Consider the following 13,037-nt stretch of genomic DNA (forward strand, 5'->3'; position numbering starts at 1 on the left):
TGATCTTTGCGCGTTATGTTATCTGTTCTCTGCGCAATTACTCTGTTTTTCGATCTCTTCGCCATTGTACATATTTCTCATAGATTAGCTTTAAGGTCACACAGATCGCTTTTTGCGATGCGCCGTGATATCTCTTCTTAATTTTTGCGATCAATGGTTCAATGGAATCCTGGTTCAGATTGTATCCCAAGATGATCTGTTTTAAAAAATTTCTTGCCTCATCCGTCAGAAGCGTAACGGAAGCGTCTTCAATTTCACCGGTATCCACATTGATCACCAGCCCAATGTCGATGGCTTTGTATATCTCAGCGGAAGGCATTTCCGATGGAAGCTTGGAATAAGCGCTGAGATAGATGCTGTTTTCACTGTATTGTTTCATCGTATTCTCCGGGTATTTCATTTTTTATTCCGTCAGTAACACGTTCGGAATATTGCTCCATATAACAAAAAAACAAACATAAAAACACTTGCATATTTATGTTTGCTAGGTTTTGTCTGCTTATTCATTTATCATCTCTGATCATGACACAAACAAAGTAACAATTCGTTCATTCACTTTTACGTGATTATCATAGCATAGGAGGATTTCAAAAAGCAACACTTTTTTAATTTTTCTGAAAATTTTACCGCTATCGGTTCTAACCGCCCTCGGTTCGTACCAGAGGAGAGAAAAACCCGCCGCAGACTTCTGGCCGGCGACGGGTTTTCGGATCACGGAGGGTTTCATCCATGATTCATCTATGATCATCCTTGATTGATATAGTGTATTGCCCGGTTCTCTGCAGCAAGGGCAGCCTCGCGTACAGCCTCGCTAAGAGTAGGATGGGCATGTATTGTTGTAATCAACTCATTGAGGGTTGCCTCCAAGCGGATGGCAAGCGCCCCCTCGGCAATCAAATCTGTAGCACGTGGTCCCAGAATATGAACACCCAAAACCTCTTGGTATTTGGCATCAGCGATGACTTTGATCATTCCTTCTCCGCCATTCATAATCAGTGCCTTTCCGTTGGCGGCAAGTGGAAATCTTCCCACAATATAATCAAGGTTCAGTGCCTTTGCCTTTTCCTCCGTCAGACCCACAGCAGCAAATTCCGGCTCCGTATAGACACAGGAGGGATTGGTCTGTTCAAGATATGCTCCCGGTTGATGCCCTGCAGCATGCTCTGCCGCCAGTTCTCCCTGAGCAGATGCGATATGAGCGAGCATAATCGGACTGGCACAATCTCCTACAGCGTAAACATCAGGGCAGGAAGTTTGCATATATTCGTTGATCTTGATTCTGCCGCGTTCTGAAGCGATACTGACCCGATCCAATCCTAGAGCCTCTGTATCAGGACGTCTGCCTACACAAATCAGAACGTTATCTCCTGTAATGATCTCTTGGCTTTCTTTGGTCTCAACCTTTACGTCTGCTGCTTCTTCCCTGCCCTCTATGGAAATCACCTTGGTAGCCGTGAGGATCTTGATCCCCTTTCGCTCCAGGTTCTTTCTCACCATCTGAGTCAACTCTCCATCCATCATCGGAAGAATCTCAGGCATCATTTCCACGATGGTAATTTTCGTTCCAAAGGAGGCATATGCTGTAGCCAGTTCGACCCCTATGACTCCTCCTCCAATAATGACCATTGACGAAGGAACTTCTTGCAGGGCCAAGGCTCCGGTGCTGTCGATGCATCTGGGGTGCATCGCTCCCGGAATGGGCGGTGCAGATGGAAGGGAACCGGACGCAATGATGATCTTATCAAAGGCTTCTTCCCGCGCTCCTTTTTCTGTAACGATTCTCAGTAAATTAGTTTTCAGAAAAGAAGCCGTCCCCTGTATCACTCTGATTTTGTTGGCTTTCATCAGACCGCCCACACCGGAGACCAGACGATTTACCACCTTCGCTTTGTGGTTCTGGGTTTTGGAAAAATCAAGCTTTGCCTCAGCAATGATTCCGGCCTCAGCACCGTTTCTGATTTCATCCAGTAGACCCGCACTGTGAAGCAGTGCTTTCGTTGGGATGCAGCCCACATTCAAGCAGGTGCCGCCCAGTTTATTTTTTTCAATCAGCGTTACCTCAGCGCCGAGCTGGGCGGCTCGAATTGCCGCCACATACCCGCCGGGGCCGCCTCCGATTACTGCAATTTTCATTTGATCCTTGCCTCCTATTCATTTGATCCTTGCCTCCTAACATCTGATCGGTGCCTATAACATAAGGAAATACGGATTCTCCATCTTTTTCTTCAGCCTTGCCAGGAATTGAGCGGCAACTGCTCCGTCAACAGCTCTGTGATCTGCGGTAAGAGATACCTTCATCAGCGGTTTCGCTGTAAAGCCACCATTTTCATACACCTGTGTCATCTGGATGGTATTCACACCAAGAATCGCCACCTCCGGGAGGTTGATAATGGGGGAGAAGCTTTCAATTCCAAACATACCAAGGTTTGTAATGGTGAAGGTTCCTCCCTTCAGCGCATCCGGATCAAGCTTTCCGTTTTTTGCATCCTCTGATAGAGAAATCAGCTCCTTTGAGATCTCTGAAACACCCTTCAAATGAGCATTCCTGATTACCGGAACCACAAGGCCATCGGGCAGCGCAACCGCAATTCCCATATTCACATAATTTTTATAGATCAGCGTTTCTCCATCCACTGAACAATTCATAAGCGGAAACTCAGGAAGCGTTCTAGCTGCAATATAGGTCAGCAAATCGGTGTAGGAAACTTTAACGTTCTCTTGTTTCAAGCCGTCCTTAATGGATTTGAGCGCAGACATATCAATACTGATATCGTATGTAACCGTCGGGCACGTGCTGTGACTTGTGCTCATTCGCCTAGCAATAACCTTGCGCATGCCGCTCATGGCAGCAGTGCGCTCTGGCTGTGCGTGTACTTGTGCATCAGATTGAACAAAAGCCATCACATCTGCTTTTGTTGTTCTCTTGCCAGCTTCAGAGACTTCGCTGAGCCTCACTTGAAGCTCCGCAGCGATCTTCTCTGCCATCGGAGTTGATTTTTGTCGCGGTGCAGGATCTTCCGAGACCTGAGAGGAAACAGCAGAAGCAGCTTGAACTGCCGAAGCGTTCCACGCATCAGATGTCGCGTCAAACGCCTCCACATCCTTCAGCGTAATTCTTCCGTTTGGTCCAGTTCCGGGGATTTTCTCCAGATCAATACCTTTTTCTATTGCGAGCTTTTTTGCAGCGGGGGATGCGATGATACGCTCCCCTGGCACTCTGATCAATCCTTGTGCAAGATCAACTCCAGCAGGGCTGTTCAAGCCCGTGTCATCAGCCGCTGCCGTTTGCCCTTCCTCCGGTTTGGTGCTTCCTGCAAGTCCAGTGATATCTTCATCTGCACCGGCGATGATTGCAATGGGATCTAAACAAACGGCGGACGCCCCTTCCGGAACAATGATTTTCCGAAGGACACCTTCCTCTTTTGCCTCTATTTCATTGGTCAGCTTATCCGTTTCCACCTCATAGAGCAAGTCTCCCGCTTTCACGGGATCTCCCTCTTTTTTATGCCATTTTGCTATGGTTCCTTCTGTCATTGTCAAACCCAGTTTGGGCATTACCAACACATTGGCCACTACGATTCCTCCTTATTCCATCCCTGCTGTCTTTCTTGTGAAAGCCGAAAACCTCCTGCATAGCAGGCCTTCTCCAGGGTCTTTTTGATGTCCACACGCAGGGGCCCCTCTCTTGTTATGCGAAAGGTCAGGAGATCTCCCTCTCTCAGCCGCAGTTCCCGTTCACCGTCGAGTGCCACCATGCAGTTTTCTTTCATCTTATATTGATAGTCTCTGTTGATCTGAAGTTTGCCATGATTTCCAATTTGGAAGGGCTGCAGAAGTCCCGCAGCCACAGGGGCCAGGACCTCCGCACTGGTTGTTCCGTTCCGGCTCCCGCCGGTTTTCCGTTCTTTGCTGAAATCAGCCTTCACCGTGTAACCGAAGTCTTCTTCTGGCGTCACGACAGTGAGACTTCCCGCAATTGCGGAAAACCCGATACTGGCAGGATGGCATCTGGTAACCAGAATATCCCTAATTCGTTCCGTTTCCCAAATCGCTCTTGCTCCGATCCACTGACCCTCTACAATGACTGCATCAACCAAGGCAATGTCAACAAAATCTCCATTAAGATAGAGCTCTAGCCTCTTATCTCTGATGCAAATTTCCTCCAGCGCGCTTCCCTCTGCGAATCCCTTTGCCGCGAAAGCCGCCGCCATACCAACAACAGTTCCTTCTGCCATAACAGGATAGACATTGTTCGTTCCAGTTGAAATCGGAAGAATGGGCGTATTTTTTACACCCTTTGCTGCAGCCCGGCTCGTCCCGTCGCCGCCCAAAACGATGATGCAGCCAACATCCAGCTCTTCCATTTTTTTTGCTGCCATAGTGGTATCACCGGTGCAATCTTTACACGGCAGCTCCAAAATTTCGCAGCGTGCCTTCAAAGAATGGTCCGCATTGAGATCCTGGATCACCCGCACTCCCATCTGAAAGGAGTCAGGCATAAAATAGATCTGATCTATGCCAAAACTCTGCGCTGCAAGAACGATTCGTTTCAGCATATTCACTTTTTCCTGATTGTCGATCACCGTGGCATAGGAGACCAGGCGTCGAATATCCTTCCCCGATGCTGGATTTGCAATAATTCCTATGGATTGACCCATTTACAGAATCCCCTTGACCGCGCTTACGACATCCTTTGCATTTGGCAGCACGTACTGCTCCAGGCATACCGCAAATGGGATTGGGGTATTCAGTGCACCCACCCGAGCGATGGGCGCATCAAGCAAATCGAAGAATTCCTCGGAGATCATTGCTGAAATTTCTCCTCCGTAACCTCCTCGTTTATTCTCCTCTGAAACGATGACTGCCCGATGGGTCTTTTCCAAAGAAGTCCTGATCAGTTCCTTATCAAGAGGGTAAAGAGTCCGGGGATCCAGCACTTCACAGCTGATCCCGTCCTTCTCAAGCTCTGCGGCAGCGGATAAGGCTTCATGAACCATCTTGCCCGTTGCAATGATGGTAACATCACTGCCCTGGCGCTTGATATCACCCACGCCCAGCGGAATGGGACTGAAGTCCTTGACCTCTCCCTTTTGTGCATACATTGCTTTATGTTCAATAAACATGACAGGATCTTTATCATCGATGGCCGACAGCATCAGGCCCAATGCATCCTGGGGAGTAGCGGGATATACCACCTTCAGCCCCGGCACATGGGTCAGCCATGCTTCCAGAGATTGAGAATGCTGCGCGGCTGCGGAGACTCCTCCCCCTGCTGGAAGGCGCACAACCATAGGAAGGCTGATATGTCCGCCGAACATATATCTCATTTTTGCTGCCTGATTGACAAGCTGATCCATTCCCACTGTCAGAAAGTCGATAAACATCAGCTCAGCAATGGGTTTCAGCCCGGTAGCGGCAGCACCCACAGCGCAACCGATGATAACGCCTTCAGAAATGGGTGTATCCCGTACCCGTTTTTCACCGAACTCCTGAAACATCCCAGCAGTCACGCCGAAGCAGCCTCCAAATGCGCCCACATCTTCTCCAAATACGAGAACATTTTTGTCCTCTCTCATTCTGATACTCATACCCTCGCGTATGGCTTCTCCATAGGTCATCTTTTTCATCGTGCACGCACCTCCTCAATGATATCGTCGTAAATATCTTCAACAGCTCGGAACAGTTCGGGTTCAGGACTTTCCAGAGCAAACTTCACTGCCGCTTCAATCTCGCTGTCGATGGCCGCATCCAATTCACGGATTCCCTCTTCCGTCAGGATATCATTTTCTTTCATATAGCTGGCAAGTCTGTTGATAGGGTCCTTCTCCAGCCATTCAGCCTGCTCATCTGCAGGTTTATACGAGCCCGGATCTCCCTCAAAATGCCCTCTGTGTCGATAGGTCTTGCATTCCAGAAGGGTAGGTCCCAGACCGCTTCTTGCACGCTTGACTGCTTCTCCTGCGGCTTCTGCTACAGCAAAGACGTCATTGCCGTCTACGGTGATTCCCGGAATTCCGTAAGCCGCTCCTCTGTCAGCAACATTCTTGATGGCTTGGTGTCTTTCCTGGCTCATAGAAATACCGTAATTATTATTTTCACACACGAAAACAACAGGAATCTTCCAGATGCTGGCTAGATTGAGTGATTCATGAAAGGTTCCCTGATTCGTGGATGCGTCTCCGAAAAAGCAAACACAAACTTGATCCGTTTCTCTGTATTTTGCAGAAAGGCCCGCACCTACAGAAATGTTGTGTCCCGCTCCAACGATTCCGTTGGCACCAAGAATCCCTTTCGAAGCATCCGCAATGTGCATGGAGCCTCCCTTTCCTTTACAGTATCCCGTGGACTTTCCAAAGAGCTCTGCCATCATGTATTTCAAATCCCCGCCCTTTGCAATAATGTGACCATGCCCGCGGTGGGTACTGGTTATGTAATCGTCATCTCTCAGGTGGCTGCAGACGCCTGTTGCCACCGCTTCTTCACCAATGTATAGATGTACAAAGCCGGGAATTTTTCCTTCGGCAAACACGTCCATGGCTGTGGTTTCAAATGCGCGTATTTTTTTCATACTAAGATATAAATCCCGTATGTTTGTTTCTTTTACTTTCATCCTTCCATCTCCTTCTGTCTCTTATTTCTTATTCTATATTTCTTCTATTCTTTGTTATTTCCTGTTCCGGTCGATCCCAACAGCGCCGGCAGCAATCTTCCTTCCCAGCCCATCCTGCATCCGTTTATTCATTCTGATCAATCCAAACTTCAATACAGGCAACCGCAACTTCGATGCTGTCATCTTGATCTCCAAAACCGGGAAGATACAGCCCCGAAACTTGAAGTCCTCCTGCTGCTGCCCTGACCGAAACAGTTCCAATGGGCAAGCAGGCTTTAATATCCTCTTCTCTGATCTTAGCGGGATCAGAAACGCCAAGGATCACTTCAATCCTTACATCACGGCTGAGATCCTTCAGGTGAAGTACCTCCTCCAGTCCACAGAGACAGCTTTTAGAGATGGCATCCTTCACTGCTTTTTGAGCCGCCTTGTTCACATCCTGACCGTGGAAGTCCATTCCCAGGCCGAATTCAATCACATATCTGCCTATTTTTCCTCTCTCCCTTCCGTACCCTCCTTTGACAAGGTATAACACGGTTTGCAAAGGCAAATTTGCCCACTGCCGTTGTTCAGGCGTGTTGTATCTTGTCAAAGGAGGGTCTCAATGTCATTATAAAAACAATGTGCAATTATAATTAGCAGTTATCGTGCCAACATCATGATAAAAGTTCCGTTTTCGAAATTCTTATCCGCCGCCTTTGCAGAAACCTTGAATTATTCTGGATTTTCACAAGAAGAATTCATATCGATCATAGAGACAAAAAAGAAAAAAGTGTACTCTTCATTGCTGAAAAGCACACCATTTCTCATTTTCATAAATTTATTTTTCTCATTCAAATATATTTTTTACGATTTTGCAATTTTTTGCCTTCTGCCATTTTTCTCAGAATAAGGGTCTATAAGCTGCTGAATTCTCCTTTTATACGGTTTTTCCTCGGAGTTCCCGGGTGTTGATTCCATATTTTTTCAGCCTCCTATAGAGAGCCGCTCTGCTGATCGCCAAACGCTCAGCCGCCAGTTCCACACTGCCTCCGCAGTCCTTTAGCATCTCCATTATGTTTTCCGTCTCAATCTGTTCTAAGGTCAGCCCCGCCTTCCGATTCCTTGTCTTTTCTGTTTGCTCAAGCCCCACTGGTTCACCGGAATCAACAAGAGGAATCTGATCCGAAAGAAAGGTATTTTGACTTAAGTAAAAAGTCTTCTCAATGTAGTTTTGAAGTTCCCGAACATTTCCCGGCCAGTCGTAAGCTTGAAGAGAACGGATAAAGCCCTCTGTGATTTCCTTCTTCTGATCTGGATACCGGTCATTGAAATGATTTAAAAATCGCTGGGCACAGCAAGCAATATCTTCCGGCCGTTCCCGAAGAGGCGGTATATTCAATTTTAATACATTAAAGCGAAAATACAGGTCCTCACGAAATCGTTTTTGCAGCACTTCCTCTTTCAGATTCCGATTGGTCGCCACAATAATTCTGAGATCCAGTTTTTTTTCATATTTTCCTCCCAAACGTTGAACACTGTGCAGCTGCGCGACACGAAGCAGCTTTGCTTGAAACTCCAGCGGCATCTCCCCGATTTCATCCAGGAAGATGGTACCATGATCGGCCAGTTCAAACTTCCCCGGTTTTCCTTCTTTCAGCGCTCCAGTGAAGGCCCCCCTCTCGTAGCCAAAAAGTTCACTTTCCACAAGATCCCTGGGAAGAGATGAGGAATTCACTGCAACAAAAGGTCCTTCCGAACGGCTGCTGGCATTATGAATTGCCTGTGCAAACAGCTCTTTGCCAGTGCCGCTCTCTCCTTCGATGAGGATACAGCCATCATATTTCGCATATTTCTGTGCCATCTGAAGAGTCCTGCCCATCAGTGGATCTTTAAAATAGATATCGTCAAAGGTATAGGAGGCATGATTACCGGTAACCTTATTTACTGTTTTAAACAAGGCTTCAAGTTTGTTAAAGGATACAGAAAAACCAGTCACTCTTCCGTCAGAAAGAATCGGCGAAACACTGGCACTGCATCCAAAGATCTGATCGTTGAGCTTCAGCTTGCAATCGGTTCGGCTGGATGGTCTGCCCGACTTCCATCGTTCTTCATTCTCCCAATTGAACTCAGTCATAATCTTTCTGAAATCATACCGGCCCAATTCATCTAAGCTGGTTCCCAATATATTTTTTGCCGCTTCGTTCATCCAGATGCTGCGAAAATCAAGGTCTAAAAGAATGATTCCATCCGATGAGCTATTCAATGCAGTATACATCAAATCATAGCTATGACGCTGCCGGATCTGTGTTTCTATGGCAAAGGCTGCCGCTGCCACGATTCCAAGGGAATGACAGTGCATCTCTTCAGCATTGCCGGAAATATTAATGCAACCAACCACCTGCCCATCAAGACCGTGGATAGGCGCCGCTGCGCAGGTCCATTCATGATGGGTCAGGCAGTAATGATCCGCTCCTGCCATTTGGATCTGCAGGTTCTGATCAAGCGCGATCCCGATGGCGTTGCTGCCCACCTCCTCATCGCTCCAGAGCATGCCGCGCTCAAATCTCAGGTTTTCCGCCTTCTTATTGACGTCCGTATCTCCGATGGTATCAAGAATATAGCCACAGCTGTCGGTGATTACCAGCAAAAAGTGAGAATTCATCACAAGATTGAATAGGTTCTGCATGATCGGCTCAGCGATCTCCATCAGCCACTTGTTCTCCTTTAATATACTATCCAAGATAGCTTCAGATACCCGTTTCCCTCTTCCATCGAAAGGATCAACATTTGCCTGACGGCATTTTTTCCAGGAGATTGCTATAGCTTCCGGCACATTTTCATGAATCCTGCCATGGTAAGTATATTCCTCCCACCAATGTTTCTTTTCTTCCAGCGTAACCATAAGACCTCCCTGTTTTTTCATTATTGAGAATCATATCACACCTTATCAATTGTTTCATCTGTTTCCGCCAAAATTAATTTATGAAATTGATACAATCCATTTTTGATCGTATCATCTGTTCTTGACCATTCAGGATTCCTTCTTTACCATTCCTGATATATTTTCAATTCTTCTCATATTGATCAATTTTTTCTATGACATCTTGTGATTTTGATGGCAATTCGGCGTTTCTCTGCTTTTATTTCATACAATATTTGTTATAATAGATTTAAGGGTCATCAGGATCTTATCAGAAATTTATCACAATCTTATCAGAATAACACGCGGGACTCTGCAAACAGCCCAAAGGAAGCCAGAGAAGGATGCAGGGTACAAATCCATCTCCATATAATCAGCATAGAAACATCGAAAGATTGAAATAATAATTCATGGCATGACGTGCCATTAGGGAGGAAAACTATGAAAAATCTTGGACTCGTGCGGGCAGCTGCCGTAACGCCAGTACTGAAAGTGGCCAATCCGGAATTCAATACGGAGGAAATCATAAGGTGCATGTACGAAGCAAACAGCAACGGAGCCGGCATCATCCTTTTCCCCGAGCTTTGCCTTTCGGCATATACCTGCGGCGATTTGTTTTATCAGGACTTACTTTATAATAAGAATCTGGAAGGATTGAGGCAAATAGCAGAGGTCACAGGCAAAATCGCCTCCGTAGTAGTACTGGGTTTTTATCTGAGAATTGATAACAGTCTCTTTAACTGCGCCGCTCTCATTCAGGGAGGTAAAGTAAGAGGAATTGTCCCAAAGATGTTCCTTCCCAACTATAAGGAATTTTATGAGGCAAGATGGTTTTCTCCGGGTCTGACAAAAGCCAATCATGTCAATTCTGTCCGTCTTTTCGGCTATGACGTTCCCTTCGGACATCTTATTTTCGAAGATGAATCAATTGACCTCAAACTTGGAATCGAAGTCTGTGAGGATCTTTGGGTTCCCGTACCGCCAGGCTCCTATCTCGCACTGCGCGGCGCTCATATTCTGCTCAATCCCTCGTCCAGCGACGAGACGGTTGCCAAGTCTGAATACAGAAAGAATCTGGTGAATATGGAAAGCGCGAGGAGTATCTGTGGCTATGTCTATACCTCCAGCGGCGTTCACGAATCCACCACCGACATTGTTTACAGCGGACATAAAATCATATCGGAAAATGGTTTGAACCTTGCGGAAAGTCCCTTATTTGAGCGGAACAGTTCCATTCTTTACGGGGATATTGATTACGATAGGATTAAATTTGAGCGAACCCACAGCCGTAACTTTGAAAGCTCGGCCGCTGCCTTCAGTACCAATATCGAATACTCAAAGGTTGCTTTGGATCCTGTTCGTGTTTTGGAGAGCGGCAGCGACACACTGAAGCGTACTTACGAAAAGAATCCCTTTGTACCGTCCGACCCGGCCACCGTGGACAAAAGGTGCAACGAAATTTTCAGCATCCAGTCTTCCGGCCTGGCAAAAAGAATGGAGCATACCCGTTCCAAAAAGGCAGTTGTAGGGATCTCCGGAGGGCTCGACTCCACGCTTGCACTGCTGGTCTGTGCAGAGACATTTAAGCTTATCGGCAAGGACCCCGGTGATATCATCGCCGTTACCATGCCCGGCTTTGGAACCACTGACAAAACTTATAACAATGCCCAGACCATCATGCGGCTGCTGGGTGTTGATCAACGAGAAATATCCATCCGGGACGCAGTACTGCAGCACTTTAAAGATATTGGACACGATCCCGATCAGCATGATATCACTTACGAGAACTCTCAGGCAAGGGAGAGAACGCAGATACTCATGGATATCGCAAACAAGGAGGGGGGTCTGGTCATCGGAACTGGAGACCTGTCCGAAGTGGCCTTAGGCTGGAGCACTTATAATGGGGATCATATGTCCATGTACGGAGTTAACACCAGCGTTCCAAAGACACTGGTGCGGTTTGTCATCAAATGGGTCATGGATTATCGACTCTCCGGGCCCAGCGAAGAGAAAAACTTCAGCTCAGACAATGCGCTTCTCAAGCAGACACTGCAGGATATCATGGATACGCCCATCTCGCCGGAGCTCCTTCCTCCCGATGCAGAGGGAAAAATTGCGCAAAAGACTGAGGATACCGTGGGGCCCTATATCCTTCACGATTTCTTCATGTATTATACGATACGGTTCGGCATGCAGCCACGCAAGCTTCTTTATATAGCAAAAACAGCTTTTGCGGGTGAATATTCGGAAGATTTCATAAAGAAATGGCTCATTACATTCTACCGAAGATTCTTCTCTCAGCAGTTCAAGAGAAGCTGCATTCCCGACGGGCCAAAGGTCGGTTCCGTCAGTCTCTCCCCAAGAGGAGACTGGAGAATGCCGAGCGATGCAGATCCTGCACAGTGGCTAAAGGAACTGGAAGAGTAGAAAAGCGCGACCATATAAAAAACAGTGCAGCCTGCAATAATGGGCGGCACTGTTTTTATTTTTACTTTGTATAAAAACTAAATACGGTTTGGTTGATGACTTTCTCCCCTTTTTTTATGATCATTGATGGGAAATGCGGAATGTTAACTGCATTGGGAAAGTGCTGGGTTTCAAAACAAAGGCCGCCATTCTTTCCGTAAACCGCACCGTTCTTCCCCGGCGCCGTTCCTTCCAGATGATTCCCTGAGTAAAAATGCATTCCTTCCAGATCGGTAATCACCCGCATCCCGATTCCGCTTTGCTCCGAATACAAATCTGCAACCGGCCGATCCGGTTCGTCACGATGGTTGAGAACATAATTAAAATCATAGCCTGAGCCGTACCGCATTTGATAGTAATCGGAATCCAATTCGTGTCCGACTCTCTGCGCCTTTCTAAGATCGAGCGGTGTATTCGCAACAGGCAGGATTTTTCCTGTACTGCAGCAGTCCTCACCGATCTCGGTAAACTCATCCGCATCGATTTGAATGATATGATCTTCGATCGTTCCGGTGCCATGACCATTCAGATTAAAATAGCTGTGATTGGTGAGATTCAAAATGGTATCTTGATCGCTGATTCCCTGATAACGAATGTCCAGCCGATCTTCCCCCAATCGGTACTCCACAGTACACTCCAGATTACCGGGATATCCACCCTCTTCATCAGGACTAAAATGTTTCAGGAGAACAAAATCCTCTCCCTGATCCACGATATCCCAAACTGCATTTGAAAAACCGCTGCTGCCGCTGTGCAGATGGTTCTGGCCTTCGTTGGGCTCTACAAAATATTCCTTACCGTTGATAGCAAATCGGGAGCCTTGAATCCGATTGGCACAGCGTCCCACAACGACTCCCAGAAAACTCTTTTGCATCAAATACTCTTCCAGAGAATCAAACCCCAAAACCACATCAACGGGTTCACCGTTACGGTCAGGAACCAGGAGACTGACAAGTGCTGCTCCGTAATTCGTAACCATTGCTTTTAACTTTCCCTTTGCTAAACTGACTAAATAAACATTCCGTTCTTTTGCCTCTCCCCATGCTTGTATATTCATAT

General features: G+C 46.9%; 10 protein-coding genes. 1 reads left to right on the top strand and 9 read right to left on the bottom strand.

Annotation, left to right across the window (positions count from 1 at the left end):
• Positions 1–37: 37 nt before the first annotated feature.
• The 8 genes from FRZ06_13435 to FRZ06_13470 all read right to left on the bottom strand — a co-directional run bounded on the left by FRZ06_13435 (position 38) and on the right by FRZ06_13470 (position 9,515).
• Entirely contained in the window at positions 38–400 is a 363-nt protein-coding gene (locus tag FRZ06_13435) for a DUF3870 domain-containing protein (protein ID QOX64272.1), read from the bottom strand.
• Positions 401–744: 344 nt separating this feature from the next.
• Positions 745–2,133, bottom strand: a complete 1,389-nt coding sequence (gene lpdA, locus FRZ06_13440) for a dihydrolipoyl dehydrogenase (GenBank protein QOX64273.1) — start codon at positions 2,131–2,133, stop codon at positions 745–747.
• 54 nt (positions 2,134–2,187) lie between these two features.
• Positions 2,188–3,573: a 2-oxo acid dehydrogenase subunit E2 gene (locus tag FRZ06_13445; protein QOX64274.1), complete on the bottom strand. Its 1,386-nt coding sequence runs from the start codon at positions 3,571–3,573 to the stop codon at positions 2,188–2,190.
• Positions 3,573–4,658, bottom strand: a complete 1,086-nt coding sequence (locus tag FRZ06_13450; GenBank protein QOX64275.1) for an ATP-NAD kinase — start codon at positions 4,656–4,658, stop codon at positions 3,573–3,575. The genes FRZ06_13445 and FRZ06_13450 overlap by 1 nt, the downstream gene beginning before the upstream one ends.
• Positions 4,659–5,627: an alpha-ketoacid dehydrogenase subunit beta gene (locus tag FRZ06_13455; protein ID QOX64276.1), complete on the bottom strand. Its 969-nt coding sequence runs from the start codon at positions 5,625–5,627 to the stop codon at positions 4,659–4,661.
• Entirely contained in the window at positions 5,624–6,610 is a 987-nt protein-coding gene (locus tag FRZ06_13460; GenBank protein ID QOX64277.1) for a thiamine pyrophosphate-dependent dehydrogenase E1 component subunit alpha, read from the bottom strand. The genes FRZ06_13455 and FRZ06_13460 overlap by 4 nt, the downstream gene beginning before the upstream one ends.
• A 124-nt stretch (positions 6,611–6,734) precedes the next feature.
• Positions 6,735–7,100 (bottom strand): hypothetical protein, encoded by a 366-nt coding sequence (locus FRZ06_13465; protein ID QOX65934.1) that lies wholly within the window; start codon positions 7,098–7,100, stop codon positions 6,735–6,737.
• Between the two features lie 429 nt (positions 7,101–7,529).
• Positions 7,530–9,515, bottom strand: coding sequence for a PAS domain-containing protein (locus tag FRZ06_13470; GenBank protein QOX64278.1), 1,986 nt, complete (start codon positions 9,513–9,515; stop codon positions 7,530–7,532).
• A gap of 438 nt (positions 9,516–9,953) precedes the next feature.
• On the opposite strand from FRZ06_13470, the gene FRZ06_13475 reads away from it, so the two are divergent.
• The gene (locus tag FRZ06_13475; GenBank protein QOX64279.1) at positions 9,954–11,939 is read left to right on the top strand and encodes an NAD(+) synthase; all 1,986 of its coding nucleotides are present in this window, start codon (positions 9,954–9,956) and stop codon (positions 11,937–11,939) included.
• Between the two features lie 61 nt (positions 11,940–12,000).
• On the opposite strand, the gene FRZ06_13480 is transcribed toward FRZ06_13475, so the two are convergent.
• The gene (locus FRZ06_13480) at positions 12,001–13,035 is read right to left on the bottom strand and encodes a galactose mutarotase (GenBank protein QOX64280.1); all 1,035 of its coding nucleotides are present in this window, start codon (positions 13,033–13,035) and stop codon (positions 12,001–12,003) included.
• Positions 13,036–13,037: the final 2 nt, after the last annotated feature.

Source organism: Clostridiales bacterium (genome assembly GCA_015243575.1).
Taxonomy (GTDB): domain Bacteria; phylum Bacillota; class Clostridia; order Peptostreptococcales; family Anaerovoracaceae; genus Anoxybacterium; species Anoxybacterium hadale.

Excerpts from the sequence above, each read along its gene's own strand:
- lpdA (QOX64273.1), bottom strand. The coding sequence starts at position 2,133 with ATGAAAATTGCAGTAATCGGAGGCGGCCCCGGCGGGTATGTGGCGGCA.
- FRZ06_13475 (QOX64279.1), top strand. The coding sequence starts at position 9,954 with ATGAAAAATCTTGGACTCGTGCGGGCAGCTGCCGTAACGCCAGTACTG.
- FRZ06_13455 (QOX64276.1), bottom strand. The coding sequence starts at position 5,627 with ATGAAAAAGATGACCTATGGAGAAGCCATACGCGAGGGTATGAGTATC.
- FRZ06_13460 (QOX64277.1), bottom strand. The coding sequence starts at position 6,610 with ATGAAAGTAAAAGAAACAAACATACGGGATTTATATCTTAGTATGAAA.
- FRZ06_13480 (QOX64280.1), bottom strand. The coding sequence starts at position 13,035 with ATGAATATACAAGCATGGGGAGAGGCAAAAGAACGGAATGTTTATTTA.
- FRZ06_13435 (QOX64272.1), bottom strand. The coding sequence starts at position 400 with ATGAAATACCCGGAGAATACGATGAAACAATACAGTGAAAACAGCATC.
- FRZ06_13450 (QOX64275.1), bottom strand. The coding sequence starts at position 4,658 with ATGGGTCAATCCATAGGAATTATTGCAAATCCAGCATCGGGGAAGGAT.
- FRZ06_13470 (QOX64278.1), bottom strand. The coding sequence starts at position 9,515 with ATGAAAAAACAGGGAGGTCTTATGGTTACGCTGGAAGAAAAGAAACAT.